Annotated in this window: 20 protein-coding genes; 9 read left to right on the top strand and 11 right to left on the bottom strand. The window is 66.4% G+C overall.

Annotated elements, in window-relative coordinates; all coding sequences use genetic code 11:
• Positions 1–26: 26 nt before the first annotated feature.
• The gene (gene hflX, locus SKC41_RS24575; protein WP_330980597.1) at positions 27–1,481 is read left to right on the top strand and encodes a GTPase HflX; all 1,455 of its coding nucleotides are present in this window, start codon (positions 27–29) and stop codon (positions 1,479–1,481) included.
• Between the two features lie 12 nt (positions 1,482–1,493).
• Here the strand turns inward: hflX and SKC41_RS24580 are convergent, their stop codons facing one another.
• Positions 1,494–4,661, bottom strand: coding sequence for an ATP-binding protein (locus SKC41_RS24580; RefSeq protein WP_330980304.1), 3,168 nt, complete (start codon positions 4,659–4,661; stop codon positions 1,494–1,496).
• Positions 4,662–4,836: 175 nt separating this feature from the next.
• Here SKC41_RS24580 and SKC41_RS24585 point away from each other — a divergent pair, with 175 nt between their 5' ends.
• Together SKC41_RS24585 and SKC41_RS24590 are read left to right on the top strand one after the other, a co-directional pair.
• Positions 4,837–5,997, top strand: a complete 1,161-nt coding sequence (locus SKC41_RS24585; RefSeq protein WP_330980305.1) for an acyl-CoA dehydrogenase family protein — start codon at positions 4,837–4,839, stop codon at positions 5,995–5,997.
• A 526-nt stretch (positions 5,998–6,523) separates the two neighbouring features.
• Positions 6,524–8,968 carry a sunset domain-containing protein gene (locus SKC41_RS24590; RefSeq protein ID WP_442931780.1) on the top strand — a complete coding sequence of 815 codons (2,445 nt, stop codon included), beginning with the start codon at positions 6,524–6,526 and terminating at the stop codon, positions 8,966–8,968.
• A gap of 19 nt (positions 8,969–8,987) precedes the next feature.
• On the opposite strand, the gene lexA is transcribed toward SKC41_RS24590, so the two are convergent.
• Positions 8,988–9,689 (bottom strand): transcriptional repressor LexA, encoded by a 702-nt coding sequence (gene lexA, locus SKC41_RS24595; protein WP_330980307.1) that lies wholly within the window; start codon positions 9,687–9,689, stop codon positions 8,988–8,990.
• A 293-nt stretch (positions 9,690–9,982) separates the two neighbouring features.
• Between lexA and SKC41_RS24600 the strand changes: the two genes are divergently transcribed.
• The 3 genes from SKC41_RS24600 to SKC41_RS24610 all read left to right on the top strand — a co-directional run bounded on the left by SKC41_RS24600 (position 9,983) and on the right by SKC41_RS24610 (position 11,608).
• Entirely contained in the window at positions 9,983–10,495 is a 513-nt protein-coding gene (locus SKC41_RS24600) for a LysM peptidoglycan-binding domain-containing protein (protein WP_330980308.1), read from the top strand.
• Positions 10,496–10,652: 157 nt separating this feature from the next.
• Positions 10,653–11,117, top strand: a complete 465-nt coding sequence (gene nrdR / locus SKC41_RS24605; protein WP_090601310.1) for a transcriptional regulator NrdR — start codon at positions 10,653–10,655, stop codon at positions 11,115–11,117.
• 5 nt (positions 11,118–11,122) lie between these two features.
• Positions 11,123–11,608 (top strand): peroxynitrite isomerase, encoded by a 486-nt coding sequence (locus tag SKC41_RS24610; RefSeq protein WP_330980309.1) that lies wholly within the window; start codon positions 11,123–11,125, stop codon positions 11,606–11,608.
• Between the two features lie 3 nt (positions 11,609–11,611).
• Here SKC41_RS24610 and SKC41_RS24615 read toward each other — a convergent pair whose 3' ends face one another.
• Genes SKC41_RS24615 through SKC41_RS24625 form a run of 3 tightly spaced genes read right to left on the bottom strand, consistent with a single transcriptional unit; the run spans position 11,612 to position 14,373 of the window.
• Positions 11,612–12,298, bottom strand: a complete 687-nt coding sequence (locus SKC41_RS24615; RefSeq protein WP_330980310.1) for a PhzF family phenazine biosynthesis protein — start codon at positions 12,296–12,298, stop codon at positions 11,612–11,614.
• A gap of 34 nt (positions 12,299–12,332) precedes the next feature.
• Positions 12,333–13,364 (bottom strand): alpha/beta fold hydrolase, encoded by a 1,032-nt coding sequence (locus tag SKC41_RS24620; RefSeq protein WP_330980311.1) that lies wholly within the window; start codon positions 13,362–13,364, stop codon positions 12,333–12,335.
• Between the two features lie 34 nt (positions 13,365–13,398).
• Complete coding sequence (locus SKC41_RS24625) at positions 13,399–14,373, bottom strand: proteasome assembly chaperone family protein (protein WP_330980312.1); 975 nt, start codon at positions 14,371–14,373, stop codon at positions 13,399–13,401.
• 207 nt (positions 14,374–14,580) lie between these two features.
• Here SKC41_RS24625 and SKC41_RS24630 point away from each other — a divergent pair, with 207 nt between their 5' ends.
• On the top strand, positions 14,581–15,402 hold the full coding sequence (locus SKC41_RS24630; protein ID WP_330980313.1) for a trypsin-like serine peptidase: 822 nt from the start codon (positions 14,581–14,583) through the stop codon (positions 15,400–15,402).
• Here SKC41_RS24630 and sthA read toward each other — a convergent pair whose 3' ends face one another.
• Positions 15,403–16,809, bottom strand: a complete 1,407-nt coding sequence (gene sthA, locus SKC41_RS24635; RefSeq protein ID WP_330980598.1) for a Si-specific NAD(P)(+) transhydrogenase — start codon at positions 16,807–16,809, stop codon at positions 15,403–15,405.
• Positions 16,810–16,923: 114 nt separating this feature from the next.
• Here sthA and SKC41_RS24640 point away from each other — a divergent pair, with 114 nt between their 5' ends.
• Positions 16,924–17,982, top strand: a complete 1,059-nt coding sequence (locus SKC41_RS24640; protein ID WP_330980314.1) for a DUF4192 domain-containing protein — start codon at positions 16,924–16,926, stop codon at positions 17,980–17,982.
• A 7-nt stretch (positions 17,983–17,989) separates the two neighbouring features.
• Here the strand turns inward: SKC41_RS24640 and SKC41_RS24645 are convergent, their stop codons facing one another.
• The 3 genes from SKC41_RS24645 to SKC41_RS24655 form a co-directional block, all read right to left on the bottom strand.
• Positions 17,990–18,679: a metal-dependent transcriptional regulator gene (locus tag SKC41_RS24645; protein WP_330980315.1), complete on the bottom strand. Its 690-nt coding sequence runs from the start codon at positions 18,677–18,679 to the stop codon at positions 17,990–17,992.
• A gap of 138 nt (positions 18,680–18,817) precedes the next feature.
• On the bottom strand, positions 18,818–19,780 hold the full coding sequence (gene sigB, locus SKC41_RS24650) for a sigma-70 family RNA polymerase sigma factor SigB (protein WP_330980316.1): 963 nt from the start codon (positions 19,778–19,780) through the stop codon (positions 18,818–18,820).
• A 149-nt stretch (positions 19,781–19,929) separates the two neighbouring features.
• Positions 19,930–20,391, bottom strand: a complete 462-nt coding sequence (locus SKC41_RS24655) for a DUF3099 domain-containing protein (RefSeq protein WP_330980317.1) — start codon at positions 20,389–20,391, stop codon at positions 19,930–19,932.
• 45 nt (positions 20,392–20,436) lie between these two features.
• On the opposite strand from SKC41_RS24655, the gene SKC41_RS24660 reads away from it, so the two are divergent.
• Positions 20,437–20,676 carry a DUF3039 domain-containing protein gene (locus SKC41_RS24660; protein ID WP_330980318.1) on the top strand — a complete coding sequence of 80 codons (240 nt, stop codon included), beginning with the start codon at positions 20,437–20,439 and terminating at the stop codon, positions 20,674–20,676.
• On the opposite strand, the gene SKC41_RS24665 is transcribed toward SKC41_RS24660, so the two are convergent.
• Both SKC41_RS24665 and SKC41_RS24670 read right to left on the bottom strand, forming a co-directional pair.
• Positions 20,677–21,681 carry a YihY/virulence factor BrkB family protein gene (locus SKC41_RS24665; protein WP_330980319.1) on the bottom strand — a complete coding sequence of 335 codons (1,005 nt, stop codon included), beginning with the start codon at positions 21,679–21,681 and terminating at the stop codon, positions 20,677–20,679.
• Between the two features lie 66 nt (positions 21,682–21,747).
• Positions 21,748–21,936: a DUF7455 domain-containing protein gene (locus SKC41_RS24670; protein ID WP_330980320.1), complete on the bottom strand. Its 189-nt coding sequence runs from the start codon at positions 21,934–21,936 to the stop codon at positions 21,748–21,750.
• Between the last annotated feature and the right edge of the window lie 82 nt (positions 21,937–22,018).

Consider the following 22,018-nt stretch of genomic DNA (forward strand, 5'->3'; position numbering starts at 1 on the left):
TTGGCGTGCATCATTGCTAATTGCCTATGACACATCCCGAAATGCCGTACCACGATCAACCGGCCGACCATCCCGCGTCCGAGCCCAGTGTCGGCGAGCTCGCCCTCGAAGACCGATCGGCACTGCGCCGCGTCGCCGGCCTGTCGACCGAACTCACCGACATCTCCGAGGTCGAGTACCGCCAGCTGCGGTTGGAACGCGTCGTTCTGGTCGGCGTGTGGACCGAGGGCAGCGCCGCCGACAACCAGGCGAGCATGGCCGAGCTGGCGGCCCTGGCCGAAACCGCCGGCTCGCAGGTGCTCGAGGGGCTGATCCAGCGCCGCGACAAGCCCGACCCGTCGACCTACATCGGCTCCGGCAAGGCCCAGGAGTTGCGCGAAGTGGTCGTGGCCACCGGCGCCGACACCGTCATCTGCGACGGTGAGCTGTCCCCGGCGCAGCTGACCGCACTGGAGAAGGCCGTCAAGGTCAAGGTCATCGACCGCACCGCGCTGATCCTCGACATCTTCGCCCAGCACGCCACCAGCCGGGAAGGCAAAGCACAGGTAACCCTGGCGCAGATGCAGTACATGCTGCCGCGGCTGCGCGGCTGGGGTGAGTCGATGTCCCGGCAGGCGGGTGGTCGCGCCGGCGGCAGCGGCGGCGGCGTGGGCCTGCGCGGTCCCGGTGAGACCAAGATCGAGACCGACCGGCGCCGCATACGCGAGCGAATGTCCAAGCTGCGCCGCGAGATCAAGGACATGAAGCAGGCCCGCGACACCCAACGCAGTCGCCGCGTGCACAGCGATATGCCGTCCGTCGCGATCGTCGGCTACACCAACGCCGGCAAGTCAAGCCTGCTCAACGCGCTCACCGGGGCCGGCGTGCTGGTGCAGGACGCGCTGTTCGCCACCCTGGAACCCACCACCCGGCGTGCCGAGTTCCCCGACGGCCGTCCGCTCGTGCTCACCGACACTGTCGGCTTCGTGCGGCACCTGCCCACCCAGCTGGTCGAGGCATTCCGTTCGACGCTGGAGGAGGTCGTCGACGCCGATCTGCTGGTGCACGTCGTGGACGGCTCCGACGTCAACCCGTTCGCCCAGATCAATGCGGTGCGCCAGGTGATCTCCGAAGTGATCGCCGACCACAAGGGGGAGCCGCCGCCGGAGTTGTTGGTGGTGAACAAGATCGACGCCGCGAGCGACCTGATGCTGGCCAAGCTGCGGCACGGGCTGCCCGGCGCGGTGTTCGTCTCCGCGCACACCGGCGAGGGCATCGACGCGCTGCGCCGGCGGATGGCCGAACTCGCCGCGCCCACCGACGCCGCCGTTGACGTGGTGATTCCCTACGACCGCGGCGACCTGCTGGCCCGCGTGCACGCCGATGGCCGCGTCCAGGAAGCCGAGCACAACTCCTTCGGCACCCGGATCAAGGCCCGGGTACCGGTGGCGCTGGCCGCGAGCCTGCGGCAATTCGCCACGGCCAACGGGTCGACCCCGTAGCGGTACCGGGCGTCACGTCATCGCGTCGGCCCAGTGCAGGTGCCCTTCGAAACCCAGGCTTTTCGCCATCGAGCGGTAGCGACTCAAGTAGTCGCGGTAGCTGTTCTGGTCGCTGTGCGCACGGGCCAGCAGCGCACGCATCCGCAGCAGCCAGATCTCGTTGAGGACGAACCCCGGCTCGGTCGGCACCGCGGCCAACCGGTCGACCATCGCTTGCGCCTCGTACACCTCGGCGTCGCCGCCTCGCCCCAGCAAGGCGGTCACCAATGCCGCGACGGCCGCGGCACGGATGACCATTTCACCGGATCCGGTCAGCTCGTTCACGGTCGCCCGGGCGATCGCGATGGCGTCGTCGAACTCCCCGGCCTCGGCCTTCAGCAGCGCCGTGCGGATGTCGACGATCGCCACGCTGAGCAGGTTGCGCTGTACCTGTTGCGCCTTGCGTCCGGTCAGTAGGAGTTGTGCGCCGGCTTGATGATCGGCTGCCTCAGCACGGGTCATGACGAGCCCGTGCGTTACCTGCGCGAGCGCCAATGCGCTTGCATCACCGGACTTTTCGGCATCGCGGAGCACGGCGGCGGTTTCCGCGAGGGCGGCGGCATCGGCTACCAGCAGGCCGTTCGTCACGGATAGGGAGTAGCCGTAGGTGACCACGATGACGATGCCTCGCTCACCGAAATCGCGTTGGATCGCCAGGGCGCGCCGCAGATCGGCGCGCCAGGAACTGTCCCCGAGCGCCGCCCGGGCTTGCGCGCGATAGAGCAGCGCGACCGCAAGTGGAGATCCCAAGCCCCATCCCATGAGATTGCCCGTCGAGCCGTCGTCGGCCATCAAGTCGGTCACCGCCTGTGCCACCCGAAGCGCTTCAGCCGCCTCGCCGGCATGCAACTTGGCGAACATCGCCGCCGACATCACGCCGAACATGCTCATCCGGTCGTCCGCGGAATCGAACAGCGCTATCTGTTCGGAGGCCAGCCGCGCAGCGTCGTGGTGGCGGTTGGCCATGGTCAACGACAACATCGCGCCGGAAAGGCCGGCGGCCAGCGAAACTCGGTTACCCGAGGCGGTGCACAGTGCTCGCAATTCACCGAATCCGGCCTCGTCGGCGGTGCTGCCCACGCGCCATGCGGTCGAACACAACAGTGTGCGGGGCAGAATGCGCAGCGAGATCTGGTCCGGAAATCCGGAGGGCAGCGCGTCAGCGACGTTGCGAGCGCGTTCCCAACTGGATCGCGCGGCCGCGACGTCGCGTCCCATCAGCCAGCTGCCGGCCCGCATGTGCCACCCGTACGCGCCGGCCAGGTCCCCGGCCGACTCCAGATGCTCGGCGACCAGCGCGGCGACGTCGTCTGCCGGTCCAGAATGCTGTTGCTGCAGCACGTCGGCCAACCGGCGGTGCAATTCGGCACGGTCGGATTTGAGCTGCGATTCGTAGGCGACAGCGCGGATCAGGGGATGCCGGAATGCGTAGCCGGCGCGCGAGCCGACCGTCGCCGGATCGACAAGTTGCGCCTCGATCAGCGCATCCACTTCCGCGCTGCCGATCAGGCTGACCAGCAGTTCGGCATCCAGCCGCGCCCCGATCACCGCTGCGGCGTTCAGCGTCCGCTTGGCCGCTGGATCAAGTCGGTCGATGCGGGCGGCCAGCGTTGCCTGCAGAGTCGCCGGCACCTTGACGTCGGCCACATCGATGGCGCAGCGGAAGTCGCCGCGGTCGCCGTCAAGCACACCGCGCTCGGCCAGATCACGCACCATCTCCTCGACGAAGAACGGATTACCGGCCGCCTTGTCGGTGATCAGGGCGTTGATCCCGACGATTGAGGGATCGGTCCCGAGTAGCTCGGTTGCCAGCGTCGCGGTTTCCCGATCGCTCAGTGGTGCCAGCGCAATGGTCTGGGTGCCGTTGCTCAGGCCGCCGCGATATTCGGGGCGGTAGGTGATCACCACCAGCGAGGCGGTTTGGCGTATCACCGCGAAAACGTCGGCAAGCATGGACTCGCTGACCTCATCGATCCAATGCGCGTCCTCGATGACGTAGAGCGTGTGGCTGTCGTGGGCCGTCAATGCGGCATTGACGAGCGCGGTCAACCGTCTCCGCCGCGCATCCGGATCGATCTTGGGCGGCGGCACATCGGGATCGGCGATACCCAGCAGGTCGTCGAACAGCAACACGTCCTCCGGCTCTGCGTCGGGAGACTGAGCCCGTATCCGCGCTCGAGCGACATCCGGCTCAAGGCCTTTGACGCCGGTGATCCTGCGCAGCAGCCGTGCTACGACGTGGAAAGGGATTCCGCTGGTGTGGGATTCGCAGAAGGCGCTGAACACGTCGACACCTCGGGCGGCTGCCACCGCGACGAGTTCGCGAACGATGCGGCTCTTGCCGATCCCGGGTGGGCCGACCACGGTGACCACCGCGCCATCGCCGTCGATCGCGAGTCCCAGCAAGTTTTCGACGGCGGACATTTCCTGGCGGCGACCGACCAGCTTCGACTCGGCTCGCGCGGAAGGCAAAGGTTCTTCTCCAAGGCCCAGCAACCGGCGGGCGCCGACCGGCGCGTCGGCGCCCTTGATCCGGACCAGCTCGAATTCACCGAGATTCGCGAGGCCTTCGACGAGGCGCGCGGTCGAGGTGCTGAGCATCACCCCGCCGGGCGGGGCCGCCGATTCCATCCGCTGAGCCAGCCCGACTTGCTCACCGATGGCGGTGTAGCCGAACGGACCCGACCCGATTTCACCGGCGATCACCTGACCGGAGTTGAGGCCCACGCGCAGTTGGAGGTCGACACCGTCGCGTTCGTGGACGTCGGCGGCGAGTCGCTTGGCTTCTTGCTGAATGCCAAGTGCCGCGTGGCAGGCGCGAATAGCGTGATCCTCCAACGCAATCGGAGCGCCGAACACGGCCATGATCCCGTCACCGGTGAACTTGTCCACCGTGCCGCCGAACCGCCCCACCACCGCGGCACAGTGATCGGCGATGTCGGCCATGACTTCCCGCAGCCTCTCGGGGCCCACCGCCGCCGCGATGTCCATGGAGTGGACCACGTCGGCGAACAGAACGGTGACCTGTTTGTACTCCGCCCGTGCATCGACATCTTTGACGGGGGAACCGCAGCCATGACAGAACCGGGCACTCTCCAGGGGCGCAGTGCCACACGTCCGGCACGGTGCCATGGCGGTCATCCGACCCTCCGCCCGATCCCCAGCGATTCCAGCGCTTTCTCAGGATAGGCGTCGGGGCGCCGTCGCCGCAGCGGTGTCGTCGTCGCGGCACCCCGGGTACCCGTGGCCGACTGCCGACCAACCGTCTGGTTGGTATATGTTGGGCGGCAGAGTTCCCGCCAGCCGGAGGTTATCCATGGGCAGCGCAATCAAGTACCAGCGCACACTGTTTGAACCCGAGCACAATTTGTTTCGCGAGTCCTACCGGGCCTTTCTCGAGCGCCATGTGGCGCCGTACCACGACGAGTGGGAGAAGGCGAAGATCGTCGACCGCGGTGTCTGGCTCGAGGCCGGCAAGCAGGGATTCCTGGGCATGGCGGTGCCTGAAGAGTACGGCGGCGGCGGTAACCCCGACTTCCGGTACAACACGATCATCACCGAGGAAACGACCGCGGGGCGATACAGCGGAATTGGCTTCGGACTGCACAACGACATCATCGCGCCGTATTTGCTGGAGCTGACCAACGAAGAGCAGAAGCAACGCTGGTTGCCGAAGTTCTGCACCGGCGAAATCATCACCGCGATCGCGATGACCGAGCCGGGAACCGGCAGCGACCTGCAGGGCATCAAGACCCGCGCGGTCAAACAGGGCGATCATTACGTGCTCAACGGCGCAAAGACGTTCATCACCAACGGAATCAACTCCGACCTGGTGATCGTCGTCGCCCAGACTGATCCGGACAAGGGCTCACAAGGCTTTTCGCTGCTCGTCGTTGAACGCGGCATGGAAGGCTTTGAGCGCGGCCGCCATCTGGACAAGATCGGTCTCGACGCGCAGGACACGGCGGAGTTGTCGTTCACCGACGTCAAGGTTCCCGTCGAAAACCTGCTCGGCGAGGAGGGCAAGGGCTTCATCTATTTGATGCAGAACTTGCCGCAGGAGCGGATCAACATCGCGGTCATGGCCGCCGCGGCGATGGAGCAGGTGCTCGAACAGACGCTGCAATACACCAAGGAGCGCAAGGCCTTTGGCAAGCCGATCGGCAGTTTCCAGAACAGCCGCTTCGTGCTGGCCGAGTTGGCGACCGAGGCCACCGTGGTGCGCATCATGGTCGACGAGTTCCTGCGGCTGCATCTGGACAAGAAGCTGACGGCCGAGCAGGCCGCGATGGCCAAGTGGTACTCCACCGAAAAGCAGGTGCATCTGATCGACCGGTGTCTGCAGCTGCACGGGGGCTATGGCTACATGCGCGAATACTCGGTCGCTCGTTCCTATCTCGACGCCCGGGTGCAGACGATCTATGGCGGCACAACCGAGATCATGAAGGAGATCGTCGGACGCAGCCTCGGGGTCTAGCCGCGTGATCATGATGCACATCGGCTAACGTCGGCGGCGGTGGACCAATCTTGCTGTCACGCAACAACGAATCGTCGGCAGACGCGCGGCACCCGTGCGGATGGTGACACGAACCAAGCACAACTAGTCGGCTTACGCTGTCATTGCTTGGCTTTACGGCAAAATAGTCGATGCCCATGAATAGCTCCTTTGCTCGAGTGGATAGCCGGCGCCTCGCGTGCCGTCGGCGCATGTCCATTGGCTACGCGGAGCGCGTAATCACCCGGCGTCGGCGTGTCTTGAGGCAGGATCGGTCGCGACACGATCGTCTTCCTGCATCATTTCGACATCGGAGTGGTCTCCGTTTTCGTAATATTCGCGAATTGCCTTCGTATTTCTTGTTCGCTGGAGCAAAGTTATGCGAGCCCGGCGATAATACGAACTCGGTGGGGTTCGTAACCCGCGTTTGGGGCACCAACCGCGCGCAGGGGCCGCAGGGTACGGGCATGGCCATACAAAGGGGCATATCCGTCGGCTGGGAGGCTTGGTGAACGGGAAGAGAGGTCACGTGCGCAGGCTCGCTGGTCGGGCGCTCGTCAGCGTGGCGACCACAGCGTTGGCCATCGTGCTGTTGGCACCTACCGTTTCAGCGTCTCCGATCGGTGACGCCGAAGCCGCCATCATGGCCGAGTGGACCAAGGCCGGCGGCGACACCTCTCCGCTCGGCCCCCGCAAGGGCGACGTCTACCCGGTTGCCGACGGCTTCGCGTGCGACTTTGACGGCGGCAAATTCTTCTTCACCACGGCCACCGGAGCGAAATTCATCTACGGCCCGATCCTGGAAAAGTACGACATGCTGGGCGGTGCGGCCGGTGGCGATCTGGGCTTTCCGACCATCAACGAGGTGCCCGGTCTGGCGGGCCCGGACAGTCGAGTGGCGACGTTCTCGGCCAGCGACAAGCCGGTGATCTATTGGACGCCCGATCACGGCGCGTTCGTCGTGCGCGGCGCCCTGAACGCCGCCTGGGACAAACTCGGCAGCTCCGGCGGCGTCCTCGGCGCCCCGGTCGGGGATGAGACCTACGACGGCGAAGTGTCCTCGCAGAAGTTCAGCGGCGGCCAGATCTCCTGGAACCGCAAAACCAAGGAATTCACCACCGAGCCGGCGAATCTGGCCGAGCAGCTCAAGGGCTTGCAGGTAGCGATCGATCCCACCGCGGCCATCAACATGGCCTGGCGCGCGGCCGGCGGAGTCAACGGTCCGCTGGGCGCCAAGCAGGGCGGTCCGAATCCCATCGGCGGTGACGGCATCGTCCAGAACTTCGCCGGCGGCAAGGTGTTCTTCAGCCCGGCTACGGGTGCGAGCGCCCTCGAAAGCGACATCCTGGCGAAGTACGAGTCGGTCGGTGGCCCGGTCAGTAGCGACCTGGGTTTCCCGACCGCTAACGAGTCCGACGGCGGCGTCAGCCCCAACAGCCGGATCGCCACCTTCTCCGGGGCCGACAAGCCCGTCATCTTCTGGACCTCCGACCACGGCGCCTTCGTCGTGCGCGGGGCCATGAAGGCCGCCTGGGACAAGTTGCGTGGTCCCACCGGGAAGCTGGGCGCGCCGGTCGGTGATCAGACCGTCGACGGCGACGTGATCTCGCAGAAGTTCACCGGCGGCAAGATCTCGTGGAACCGCGCGAAGAACACCTTCGCCACGGACCCGGCCAACCTGGCTCCGCTGTTGTCGGGCCTACAGGTGTCGGGGCAGAACCAGCCGAGCGGTTCGGCGCTGCCTGCGCACGCCAAGAATTGGTTCAGCTGGAGCTGGTGGTACCTGTTCGCGCTGGTTCCGCTGCTGGTTCTGGTGCTGCTGGCGGTGTTCGTGGCGTTGCGGTGGCGCCGGCACCGCGCCGGTCGCAACAGCGCACCCTACGACCTGGAGCGCGACGTCGACGTCGGCGGCTACGAGGACGCGGGCGAGCCGCGCTGGGGTCCCGACTACACCGACGCATCCAGCGAGCACATGTCGTTCACCGAACCGCACGAACCGGATCACCGCGACGACGACGAACACGCGCTGCTGGCCAGGTGGCCGCACTCACCGGAAACGGCCGAAATGGACGAAGACGGTGGGTATGACGAGCCGTCGCATCCCTTGACCGAGGAGGAATGGGATGAGTTAGCGGTCGACGAGCGGGATCCCGACTCGGTCGACACCGATTCCATCCCGGTCGTGTCGGCCGACGATCTGTTCGACGCCGGCTACGGCGATGAGCTGCCGGAAGCCGGCTATCCGGATAGGCCCGACGTACCGGAGAGCGCGTACCCGGACGTCGCGGACGACGAGTACGCGGACGCGGCCGGTCCGGAGGGCGCCTATCCGCTTGAAAGCGCCTATCCGGAGGCCGGCTATCCCGAACTCGCCGACGAGGAAGCCGCTTACCCCGAGGCGGGCTACCCGGGCGCCGACGAGGAAGAGGCCGCCTATCCCGACGTCGCCGTCCCGCACACCCCGCCGGGCGCAGTGCATCCCGATGCTGCCTATCCCGCAGAAGAGCCGGCGACCGCGTATCCCGACGTCGCGGTCCCGCACACGCCGCCGGATCTTGCCGGCGCCGGCGGTGCCGCCTCCGGTGCTGCCGCGTCCGGTGCTGCCGCTGCCGGTGGGGCAGCTGCGGGTGGGCCCGCAGCCAGCCTTGCGGCGGCGCTCGGGGCCGCGTCCGGCCTCGCGCCGAGAGCCGGGCGCCACGCAGCCGCGGACGCCGACGAAGAGGACTTCGCGCCGGCCGCGGCGATCGGGGCAATAGGTCCGGCCGGGCGCCCGACGATCCATCTGCCGTTGGACGACCCGTATCAGATACCCGACGGCTACCCGATCAAGGCGAGTGCCCGATTCGGCCTGTACTACACGCCGGGTAGCGAGCTCTACCACGACACCCTGGCCGAGATCTGGTTCACCAGCGAGGAAGTCGCGCTGATCAACGGGTTCGTGAAGGCCGACTGACAAGCCGGACGTCCCGGCGCTATACCTTGCGGATCACCGTGACGACCTTGCCGAGCACGGTCGCGTCATTGCCGGGAATGGGATCGAACGCCGGGTTGTGTGGCATCAGCCAGACCTGACCGCCCGCGCGCTTGAACGTCTTGACGGTGGCCTCGCCGTCGAGCATGGCGGCGACGATGTCGCCGTTGTCGGCGACGTTCTGCTGCCGGATCACCACCCAGTCGCCGTCGCAGATCGCGGCATCGACCATGGAGTCGCCGACCACCTTGAGTAAAAACAGCGTGCCCTCGCCGACCAGCTCGCGGGGGAGCGGGAAGACGTCCTCGACGGCTTGCTCGGCCAGGATCGGTCCACCGGCCGCGATGCGCCCGAGCACGGGCACGAAGGTCGGTTCCGGCAATGCGTCGGACCCGGCGACCTCGGTGGCGGGCGCGGCCGCGACCACATCGTCGGCGCCGCGGACGTCGACCGCCCGGGGGCGGTTCGGGTCCCGGCGCAGGAATCCCTTGCGTTCGAGGGTGCGCAGTTGATGAGCCACCGAAGAGGTCGACGTCAGGCCGACCGCGTCGCCGATCTCCCTGATGCTCGGCGGGTAGCCACGGGTGGTCACCGACTCCCGGATGACATTCAAGATGGTGCGTTGCCGCTGGGTAAGCGATGAATCCACGGAATGCAGGCGGCCGCTTGGACCGGTCGCCGAGGTGTCGTTGCTGTCGCTCATGGCACTGAATGTAGTCTCCCCGCACCGAGGAATCAAACATGTGTTCGACTGGCGTGTCATGGCATGCACATGGTGGCTAAAGGCCCTAGAACGGCTGAATCACACGTGTGTAACTTTTGCGTAGACCGGGTACCTGTGCTGCATGGCAGGAATGGCGACCGGCAGAAGTTGTCGGTGGCGTGGTCTAGCGTTTTGCTCGTGCGACACGCTTCGCTCAAATGTTCGTATTTCGAACACACGAGCGATAGTGTCGAACACACGAGCGAGGATTTAGACGACCGGAGGAACGCACCATGACGCTCATGCACACAGTCTCACCGCGGATCAGCAACATGCGGCGCCCCACCGATGGGCTGGTCGCACGGCCTCGCTATGACGTCGCACGGCCTCGCTACGAGCAGGAGCGCGTGCTGCGGCGCCGGTCCGTGCCGGCCCGGCCGGCCGGAGCGCCGATGCGCTACCGCGGTACCGGTGTGTCGATGTCGCAAGCACCGCATCGTCGCCGCCCGGTCACGCTGGGGACGACGGTGGGTCTGGCCCTGATGGCCGGAGTCATCACGCTCTGGCTGGGACTGGTCGCCAATCTCGGTCAGATCGCCAACGGCGACTCCGGCGCCGCGGCCGCTCCCGTTCCGGACCGGCTGTCGGTCGTGCAGGTCGAGCCGGGCGAATCCCTTCAGGATGTGGCGCACCGGGTCGCGCCGGAAGCGCCGGCCCGCCAGGTCGCCGACCGCATCCGCGAACTCAACAACCTGAGCTCTCCGGCGCTGGCCGCCGGCCAGACCCTGATCGCGCCGGTCGGCTGACCGCAGCCGCGTATCGCGAAAGCCGCTCTACGCCAAGGCTCCTCGGTTCTCCCGTCGGTGACGGCGCACGCGTCGTGGCAACGTTGGCCCGCCCGGGGGAGGGCACGGGTACGCTCGGAGTGTTCTTCCGAGACGCCGGCCCAGCGAAGGAGCGGTCATGCATTGCCCGTTCTGCCGCCATCCCGACTCCCGGGTGATCGACTCCCGGGAAACCGATGAAGGCCAAGCCATTCGGCGCCGCCGATCCTGCCCGGAGTGCGGGCGACGATTCACCACCGTAGAGACTGCGGTCTTGGCCGTCGTGAAACGCAGCGGTGTCACCGAGCCGTTCAGCCGCGAAAAGGTCATCAAAGGCGTCCGCCGCGCCTGCCAGGGCCGCCAGGTGGACGAGGACGCGCTGAATCTGCTGGCCCAGCAGGTCGAAGACACCGTGCGTGCCGCCGGCTCGCCGGAGATTCCCAGTCACGAAGTCGGCCTGGCGATCCTCGGCCCATTGCGTGACCTGGACGAGGTGGCCTATCTGCGCTTCGCCTCGGTATACCGGTCCTTTTCGTCGGCCGACGATTTCGAGCGCGAGATCGCCGCGCTTCGCAAGCACCGCAAAGTATCGACACCGAGCTGACCCCGATGTCTCCGGACGTGCATCCCGATCTCGAGGCGCTCGCGCCGCTGCTCGGCACCTGGGCCGGCCGCGGTTCGGGCGAATACCCGACGATCCAGCCCTTCGAGTATCTCGAAGAAATCGTGTTTTCCCATGTGGGCAAACCGTTTCTGGCCTACGCGCAAAAGACCAAAGGTGCCGCCGACGGCAAGCCGATGCATGCCGAGACCGGCTACCTTCGGGTGCCGCAGCCCGGTCACGTCGAGATGGTGCTGGCCCACCCCAGCGGCGTGACCGAAATCGAGGTCGGGACCTACCGGGTGATCGGCGGCGTCATCGAAATCGAGTTGGCCACCACGTCGGTCGGATTGACCCCGACCGCCAAAGAGGTTTCCGCGCTTGGTCGGACCTTGCGGATCGACGGCGACCAGCTGTCCTACTCGGTGCGGATGGGTGCGGTCGGGCAACCCCTGCAGCATCATCTGTCCGCGCAGCTGCAGCGCAAGCCCTGAATCTCAGTCGAGTTGTGTCATACCATCGTTGACGACGCGGCCGGCGACGCGAGCCCAGCCCCCGGGGCTCCACCCGGTTTCCAGCATCGATCCCTGGCCCTGGACGATGCTCAGGTCGCGGCGGAGATGGTCGGTGATCCGCATGGCCGCCGAGCCGGTCGCTTCGTCTTCTGGCACACCGAGATTCGCGACGAACATCCGGGAACGCAGTGCCCCGGCGCACTGATCGATCCAGGCCCACAGGTAATGGGCGGTGTCGTCGGGAAACTCGCTGGGGTCGGCCGCGAGAACCTGGTCAACGGACTCGAATTCGTGAAAGAGCAACTCCGGGCCCCATTCCGGGCGGGCCCGCACACCCACCAGGTCGCCCTCGTAGTGCACCTGCACGATGCCGGCCGGCACCGCAAGCGCGTTGATCGGCATACCGCTCGCGCGCAGCCACCACGACGCGCCGACGGTCGGGTGCCCGGCGAACGGAATCTCGGTGCGTGGCGTGTAGATCGTGGCATGCGCGGTGGTTGCTCCGGCAGCCGGTAGATCGATGAATACCGTTTCGCTGTAACCCAATTGGGTGGCCAGCTGCTGGCGATCGGCGGGTGGGACCTGACTGGCGTCGACGACGCCCAACGGATTGCCGAAGTTGCCGTCGCGGTCGGTGAAGACGCGCAACACCGTCACGTCGATGCCCATGGCCCGACTGTACGGGCCGGGTCAAACGAATTGTCTAAGTCGCGCTGCGCTCGTCGGAACCCATCGCGTTGAGCACAGCGACGCGAGTGTCGGCCGGGCCGGTGACGGTGCGTTCGCCGCTGCCGGTGCGCAGCAGCTGGCGTAGCGCGGCTTGGTCGTATTCGGCGGGCGCGGTGGTGTCGATGAAGCGCTGGACGACGTCGATGAAACGGGCCGGGTCTTCGTGGAACGGAAAGTGGCCGGAGCCCTGGAAGATCTCCAGGCGCGAGCCGGGCATCGCGGCGTGTGCCATCCAGGCATGGCGGACGGGGACCACCACATCCTTGGTGCCCCAGACGATCTGCACGGGGATGGCCTCGGTCAAATAACATCGGTCCAGGAACGTGACGATCTGCCCCCGCCAGTCCACCACGGCCCGCAGTGTCCGGCTGAAGGCCGATGAGGCCGTCGGCTCCGGCAAGTCGTCCAGAATGCGTAACACGTTCGGGAGATCGCGGCCCAAGCCGGTCGATCCGATCGCCAGGCCCGCGAGCCGCCCCGCCACCTGGACGGCCGGTAATACCAGGGGCAGCCGCAGCAGCGCCAGTGCCTCCGTCCCGATCGGCAGCGAGGCCAACCGGAAGGCGACGTTGACGTCCTTGGTGACACCACCCGCTGCGACCAGGATGAGCCGCTCGACCAAATGTGGGAACTGGTAAGCGAATTGCATCGCCACCCCGCCACCGAGGGAGTGACCGACGATCGTCACGCGTTCGATGTCGAGCACGGACAGCAAGTCGCGCATGCCGTTGGCGTAGCCGGCCACCGAGTAGTCCGCGCGGGGTTTGTCGGACTGGCCGTGCCCCAGCAGGTCGGGGGCGATCACCGTGAAGCGCTGAGCGAGCTTGGCCTGCACCGTATTCCACGTCGTGGAGTTGTCACCGATGCCGTGAATCAACAGAATCGCCGGACCGGAGCCGGCGATGCGGAACGCTCGTTTGTACCCGTGGATGGTGCGGTATTCGAGCCTGGGGGTGGTCACTTCACGCACCGGGCGAAGGTTGCTCTTACGCTTCCGCTCAGTCATCTCGCCACCCTTGTTGTCGCGTCCCGTCGGGTGATTACGCGGGGCCGTCGTCGTCGCGCTTCTTCTCCGCTTCCTGGGCTAGGAATCGCTCGAACTCGGCACCAAGTTCGTCGCCGCTAGGAAGGTCCTCATCGCGCGTTAGTAACGACCTGTTTTCCTGAGCGTCGATGAAGGCATCGTACTGGCGCTCGAGTGCGGCCACCACTTGAGCGACCTCGGCGCTCGCCTCGACCTGCTCGTCGATCTTGCCCCGGATCTCGGCGGCTGCCTCGGTCAGTGCCGACAGCGGGAGGTCGAGCGACCCGGTCTTGGCGACCTGCTCGAGCAGCGCTTGGGCGGCGGCGGGGTAGTCGGTCTGCGTCAGGTAGTGCGGAACGTGAACCGTGAAACCGACCACCTCATGCCCGTGCTGTGCCAGCCGGTATTCCAGCAGGTTCGATGCACTGCCCGGGACCTGGATCTCGGAGATCCACGGCTGGAAATCGGTGATCAAGTCGCGATTGTTGGAGTGCGCGGTCAGCGTGATGGGCCGGGTGTGCGGGACCGCCATGGGGACGGTGCCCAGGCCGATGGTCTGCCGTACACCCAGCCGTTCGGACAGCAGACGCACCGCGGTGATGAACCGCTCCCATTTGAGATCCGGTTCCATCCCGGCGAGCAGCAGAAACGGCGTCCCGACGCTGTCGCGCAGTGCGTACAGGCTCAGCTCCGGGTCGTCGTAGTTGGTGAAATGGTCTGTCTTGAAGGTCATCAGCGGCCGGCGCGAGCGGTAGTCCAGCAGTTCGTCGATCGCGAAGGACGCGACCAGCTCGGTGTCCAGGGCCTCCTTCAGGTGGGTAGCGGCCAGCCGGATCGCGTGGCCGGCGTCCGAGAATCCCTCCAAAGCGTGCACCAGCACGGGGCCGCGACCGTCCGATGTCACCAACTGAGGCGCCGGGAACTCCAGCTCATACATGCCGGGTTGCCCTGGCTGGTAGTAGAGATCGTCGTCGTTCTGCTCGTTAGACATCGTTGCCTCCTCCCGGGGGTTTCTCCAGGGTGCCTTAACTAGTGTCTCCCGAATCGACGGGCACCATTACTCGAAAACGGGATGACGCTTGAACGTAATCCGGATGGAACAATTCCGCCCGGATCGAAGTCGTCCAGCAAATCTACAACCGCGGCGCCGAGCGTGGAATTCCGCTTCCGCTCCTCTGGTCGGGCATTATGGGACTCGATGCGCGTCCGGATGTTGCTGCTATGCCCACTGGTCGGCCTGGCGACGTTGTTGGCGTCGTGCGGGCGCCCGGTGCTGCATGTGTCGCTGCCCACTACCACTCAGGCACCGAAAACGAGTAAGACGGTCCAGCGTCTCAGCCAGCCCGAGCCGGGTGCGGTTGCCGCCCCGGTGGATCCGGACCGGCGAGTGGGAGCAATCTTCTTGGACGGCAGCACTCAGCACGTGTGCACGGGCTCGGTGCTGCATTCCGCGGCCGGCAACCTGGTGCTGACCGCCGCGCACTGCCTGGCCGGAGCTGCCCAGATCACCTTCGTGCCCGGTTTGTCCGGGGATGGGGTGCCACCTGATCTCTGGACGGCCGACAACGTCTACCTGGATCCACGTTGGGTTGCCAGCAAAGACCCCCACGCCGACTACGCGATTGCGCGGGTCAACAGCGACCATGGTGGTTCGGTGGAGGCGCGGGCCGGCTTGGCGCTGACCCTGGGCACCGCCCCGCCGCCCAGCAGCCGCGTGACCGTGGTGGGCTATCCATCCGGCGTGGGCGGCTCGCCGATCGCCTGTCAGGGCAGCACGGCGCTCACCGACGGCGGATATCCCTCATTGGTATGCCAGGGACTCGTCGGCGGCACCAGCGGCGCACCCTGGGTCAGCGGCACGACCGTTGTCGGGCTGATCGGTGGACTCGAACGCGGGGGATGCGCCGAGAACGTGTCCTACTCCGCGCCGTTCGACGACCACATCGCCCAGCTTCTGACCCGCGCGGAAGCCGGCGGCCCGGGCGATCCGATACCGGTCGACTTGGACGACACCTGCTAGTCAGCGGCGGAACTGGTTGAGCGCGCGCACCTTGTTCATCACGTCCAGCGCCGCCACCTTGTACGCCTCGGAGAACGTCGGGTAGTTGAACACCGCGTCGACCAGGTATTCGACGGTGCCCCCGCACCCCATCACGGCCTGACCGATGTGCACCATCTCGGTCGCGCTGGTGCCGAAGATGTGCACCCCGAGCAGCTTGAGGTCATCGGTGGACACCAGGAGCTTGAGCATGCCGTAGGAGTCGCCGGCGATCTGGCCGCGGGCCAGCTCGCGGTAGCGGGCCATGCCCACCTCGTAGGGGATCGAGTTCTTGGTCAGTTCCACCTCGGTGGCGCCGACGTAGGAGACCTCGGGAATGGAGTAGATCCCGATCGGCTGCAGGTCGGTGATGCCATCGCAGGCTTCCCCGAACGCGTGGTAGGCGGCCAGCCGGCCTTGTTCCATCGAGGTGGCGGCCAGGGCCGGGAAGCCGATCACGTCGCCGACGGCGTAGATGTGGGGCACCTTGGTCGCGAAGTTATCGTCGACGAAGATCCGGCCGCGGTTGTCGGCTTCGAGCTCCGCGTTGTGCAGATCGAGGTGATCGGTCTGCCCTTGGCGCCCGGCGGAATACATTACCGTCTCGGCGGGAATCTGCTTGCCACTGGCCAGGGTGGTGACGGTGCCGGCCGAGCCGACGTCGACCGCGGTCACTTCCTCACCGAACCGGAACGTCACCGCCAGGTCGCGCAGGTGGAACTTCAGCGCCTCGATGACCTCGGGATCGCAGAAGTCCAACATGTCGCCGCGTTTTTCGACGACCGTGACCTTGGTGCCCAGCGCGGCGAACATCGACGCGTATTCGATGCCGATCACACCGGCGCCGACCACCACCATCGAGGTGGGCAGCGTCTTGAGATCGAGGATGCCGTCGGAGTCGAGTACCCGGTCTTCGTCGAACTCGATGCCGGACGGCCGCGCCGGCCTGGTGCCGGTGGCGATCACGATGTATTTGCCACTGATGGTTAGCTTTTCGCGCCGGGACGGGTCTTCGATTTCGATGGTGTGCGGGTCGATGAAGCGGCCGTGCCCGATCAGCAGGTCGATCCTGTTGCGCATCAGCTGGTTACGTACGACGTCGACTTCCTTGCCGATCACGTGCTGGGTGCGGGCCAGCAGGTCGGCAGGGGTGATCTTCTCCTTGACGCGGTAGCTCGCGCCGTAGAGCTCGCGCTGGCTCATGCCGGTGAGGTAGAGCACCGCTTCGCGCAACGTCTTTGACGGGATCGTGCCGGTCTGCACGCACACACCGCCCAGCATCTGGCCGCGTTCGATGATCGCCACCGATTTGCCGAGCTTGGCCGAGGCGATGGCGGCCTTCTGGCCGCCCGGCCCCGAGCCGATCACGACCATGTCGTATTCCTGCATCGATCCCATGAGATAGACGATAGAGCCCACAGTCGAGACTTTCTCCACAGACGGATGGCGCAATTGCGTTGCGCGAACGCGGTCTGACGGTGGCGGCCAGCAGCGTTGGGCCTCATGACACCGCATACACCCGATTTTGAACTGAACCGCCCCGGCGCACTGATTGCGGCGCTACCGGCCGTTCTCGGCTTCGTTCCGGAGAATTCATTGGTCTTGGTGTCGTTGGACCGCGGCGAGCTCGGCGCCGTGCTGCGCGTCGACCTCTCCGACGAACTCGTCGGCGGGATCGGGCACCTGGCCGAGGTTACCGCCGCCGCGGCGCCCGAGGCGGCGATCGCGGTGATCGTCAACGACGAGGGCGCCCACTGCCCGCAGTGCAACGAAGAATACCGGCAGCTCTGCGCGATGCTCGCAGAAGTGTTGTCGGAGCACAACATTGAGCTGTTGGCGGCGCACGTGGTGGATCGGGTGGCCCGTGGCGGGCGCTGGCATTGCGTGGACGGCTGCGGCGCGAGCGGCACGGTCGACGATCCATCCGCGTCGCCCCTGGCCGCCGCCGCGGTGCTGGAGGGTCGGCGGCTGTATTCGCGTCGCGCCGACCTGCTGGCGGTGCTGGCTGTCGAGGATCCGGCCCGCAGCGCCGCACTGGCCGGCCCGCTCGGCGAGCAGGCGGCCACCCGCGCGGCGGAGCATCGCGCGGATCCCGCGGGCTGTTGCCGTCGCGACGTGGAACGCGCGATCGCCGCGGCCGGTCGCGTGGTGGGCGGGCGATCGCTGTCGGACGACGAGCTGGCCGCGCTGGGCTGCGCGCTGCACGACGCGCAGGTGCGCGACACGTTGTACGCCCTCGCGGTGGGCGCGAAGGCCGGGGAAGCCGAGACGTTGTGGGCGTCGCTGGCACGCACCCTGCCCGCGCCGTGGCGGGTCGAAGCGCTGGTGTTGCTCGCGTTCAGCGCCTACGTCCGCGGGGATGGCCCGCTGGCCGGGGTGTCGCTGGAGGCCGCGCTGCGCTGCGATCCGGACCATCGGATGGCGGGCATGCTCGATACGGCGTTGCAGTCGGGTCTGCGGCCGGAACAGATCCGCGAACTCGCGGCGACCGGCTACCGGCTGGCCAAGCGGCTCGGGGTGCGGCTACCGCCGCGGCGGGCATCCGGCCGCTGCGCGGGGTAGCGGCGAGTCAGACCTTTTCGACCTTGACGGCGTGCGCCATCTCGTGCGGCAGGGTGACGTTCTCATGTCCGGGTATCAGGATGGTGACCCCGACGGGGCCGGTTTCGACGGTGACGCGCGCATTCGGCACGACACCGGCGTCCTTGAGCCGTGCGATCAGATCGATGTCGCCCTGAACATGCTCGGTGAGCTGGCGGACGACGACCGCGACCGGCGATCCCGCCGGCAATTCGGTCAGGCGGACCAGATTGAGGCCGTCGGCGCCGGAATCGGGGCCCACGCCGAGGTCCAGCAAACCGGGAATCGGGTTGCCGAACGGGGAGGTGGTGGGATTGTTGAGCACTTTGACCAGCCGGCGCTCCACGTCCTCGCTCATCACGTGCTCCCACCGGCACGCCTCGGCGTGCACTTCTTCCCATGGGAGCCCGATGACGTCGACGAGCAGCCGCTCGGCGAGCCGGTGCTTGCGCATCACGGCGACGGCCAGGGCCCGGCCCTTGTCGGTGAGTTCCAGGTGCCGATCACCGGCCACGTGGAGGAGTCCGTCGCGCTCCATCCGGGAGACGGTCTGGCTGACGGTCGGACCGCTCTGGTCGAGCCGTTCGGCGATCCTGGCGCGCAGCGGCGTTACGCCCTCTTCCTCGAGGTCGTAGATGGTCCGCAGGTACATCTCGGTGGTATCGACCAGGTCGTTCATTCAGCACCCTCCATTGACGCCGAGTCTACTTGCCCAGCTGCCGAAATGGGCTCAACGCTTCCCCTCGGCAAGCAAGTATGCCCGCCGCAATTTCGCGGCGGGCATACTGTCGGCGCTACCTGGCTTGAGTGCGGCGCCTCAGCTCGCGTACGAGCGCAGCCGATCGGCGCGCTCTCCGTTGCGCAGCTTGGCCATCACGTCGCGCTCGATCTGACGGACCCGCTCACGCGACAGACCAAACAGCTTGCCGATCTGATCCAGCGTCCGCGGCTGGCCGTCGTCGAGACCGAAACGCAGCCGGATCACCTGGTGTTCGCGCTCGTCGAGAGTCGCCAGCACACTACGGATGTCGGTGTGCAGCAGCTCGGCGATCACCGCGTTCTCCGCGGACATCGCTTCGGCGTCCTCGATGAAGTCGCCCAGCGGCGCTTCTTCTTCGGATCCGACGGGCATGTCCAGGCTGACCGGGTCGCGACTGTGCTCGAGCAGATCGTTGATCTTCTCGACCGGGATTCCGGACTCGGAGGCCAGTTCCTCGTCGGTGGCTTCACGGCCCAGGTTCTGGTGCATCTCCCGCTTGATCCGGGCCAGCTTGTTGACCTGCTCAACGAGGTGAACGGGCAGCCGGATGGTGCGGCTCTGGTCGGCCATCCCGCGGGTGATGGCCTGACGGATCCACCACGTGGCGTACGTCGAGAACTTGAATCCCTTTGTGTAGTCGAACTTTTCCATCGCGCGGATCAGTCCGAGGTTGCCCTCCTGAATCAGGTCGAGCAACGGCATCCCCCGGCCGGTGTAGCGCTTGGCCAGTGAGACCACCAGGCGCAGGTTCGCTTCCAGCAGGTGACGACGCGCCGCCTGGCCATCACGTACGACGACGGCAAGATCGCGTTTGCGGTTCTCGCCGAGACGCTTGCGCGTCGCGAGCAGATGCTCGGCATACAGTCCGGCCTCGATGCGCTTCGCCAGTTCGACTTCGTCCGCGGCGGTCAGCAACGCCGTCTTCCCGATGCCGTTCAGATATACGCGCACGAGGTCCGCTGCAGGGCTCTGAGCATCAAGATCGCTGGTGTCGATCCTGCCTGTGATGGCATTCGCCATGGCGGCCTCCCGATTGGCTTGTAGCTGTCATGGTGTTAAACGACAGATCAGCCCTCAGAGTTCCCGCGCCGCCGCCATCTCACACGCTTTGACGTGCACAAATGTGCCGCCGACCTGAGAATGTCCTGAGAAGAGTGCGCGGAACCCGGTTAACCGGAACCGGCGCCGTATTCGTGATCCGGGTTGTCGTCGCGGCCCGGGTTGTATTCCGCGCCCGGCGAACCCGGTTGCGGCTGCGGGGGGCGCCGCGCCTCGAGTGCCGGTCGCTCGGCCGTCGGGAACAACGGGGTGCGCCGTGCGGCATCGTCGAACCGCCGAGGCTCGTTCTTGGCGCGAGGTGGCCGATCATTAGCGATCAGCACTGCCATCCAGGGCAACGGGATGGACGCCGCCACGATCGCCAGCGAGATCAGTCCGTTGTGCCAGGCGCCATAGGCGAAAGCGGCCAGCAGCAGCGCGGGAATCCGGAAAGCCATCAGCGTCAGATATTTACGCACCCGGGCGCGATGCTGTTGCTCGTACGAAGGCTCGGCGGCGGTAATCAGCACCGGCCGGCCGTCGTCGTCGAACCCCAAATCCGGGCCGCGCTTCATTCCTCCACTGTCCCACATCCGGCCGATTCCGGTCAGGGCGCCTCGGCAGGCACAATGTGAGGTATGCAGACCCAGACGATCGAACGCACCGACACCGACGAACGCGTCGACGACGGGACCGGCAGCGACACCCCCAAGTACTTCCATTACGTCAAGAAGGACAAGATCGCCGAGAGTGCGGTCATGGGTAACCACGTGGTCGCGTTGTGCGGTGAGGTTTTTCCCGTGACGCGGGCGGCCAAGCCGGGCTCGCCGGTCTGCCCGGATTGCAAGAAGATCTACGAGCAGCTCAAGAAGGCCTGATCAGCTCGGCCGCTCTACCGGCTCGCCGGCGCGGTCCTGTGTCGCCGGATTTGTCGTCACCGGATTCGACAGCGCCTCCGCCGTTCGCTTGAGTGCGGGCGAACGCGACAACAACCATTTGCGCAGCCGGTGGGCGTGCGTGCGGGGCGCCGGGAATTCCTCCTGGATCGCGGCATTGAGCTCGGCGCCGAGCATGATCGCGAAGCCGCCGAAGAAGGCGAACAACAGGAACGCGATCGGTGTGGACAGCGCGCCGTAGGTGTAGCCCGTGCTGGTAATCCAGCGCAGGTAGATCCGCAGGCCCAGCGTCGCGATCACGAACACGGCGGTGGCCAGGACGGCGCCGTAGAGCAGGCGATGTGTCGGCAGGGGTTCCGGCAGTGACACCCTGTACAAAATGACGACGCCCAGGATCAGCCCGAGGATCAGCGCCGGGTAGTAGCCGTAGCGCAGCACGTTGGCCAGGTCGTCCGGGATGTGTTCGGACACCGTGCGCGGGCCCACCACGAGGACCGGTGCGGCCACCACCGCGCACACCAGCCCTACTACGTAGAGGAACAGCGCGAACAGGCGCTGGCGCACCGGGTGGCGCAGCGGTGTCTGGTCGTGCGCCTCGACCACGGAATCGACGAAGGCCGAGATCGCCGATGACCCTGCCCACAACGACAGCAAGAAGCCGAGGGAGACCACCTCACCGCGGGCGTGCGCGGTGATGTCACGAACGGTGGGCTCGATGATCTCGTTGACGACGCTGGACGAGAACAGACTGTGTGCCGCCGAGATCGCACTCTTCTCGATGCTGGGCAACGCGTCCGGCCCGAACAGCGGAGCCACATAGGCCAAGCTGCCCAGCATCCCCAACAGCAGCGGAGGCGTCGAGAGCGCCGACCAGAAGCCCGCCTGCGCGGACTCGGCAAAGATGGAGTCGTCCCAGCTTTTTGCGAGGGTCCTCAACGCGATTCGCCAAACGTGATGGCGTGACGGCCTTACGGTCTGATCGCTCATACCGGTCCAGCATTACCGATCAGTTCGCCCACACCTCACATTGTGAACGGGCGAGTTTCGCTGGACCTAGCTTCCGCTGACCTCCAGCACGGCGGCGAGTTCGACAAGCTTTGCCTCGTGCTCGTTAGCGTGATGCTGGCAGAAGAGAAGTTCGGCTCCCGAAGGCAGCTTGGCGCGTACGCGAGCTGCGGCACCGCAGCGGTCGCAGCGGTCTGCTCTAGTCAGCTCGGCGGTTGTCGTCAGAGTTGCGTGCATTGGCTTCTCCTTCTCGTTCCTTCACTGTCTCAGACGTTCGGCGTTTTTGCGTTGTTCCCCGATCGTTATCGGGTGTGTCGTT

This window comes from Mycobacterium sp. 050128 (assembly GCF_036409155.1).
GTDB lineage: Bacteria > Actinomycetota > Actinomycetes > Mycobacteriales > Mycobacteriaceae > Mycobacterium.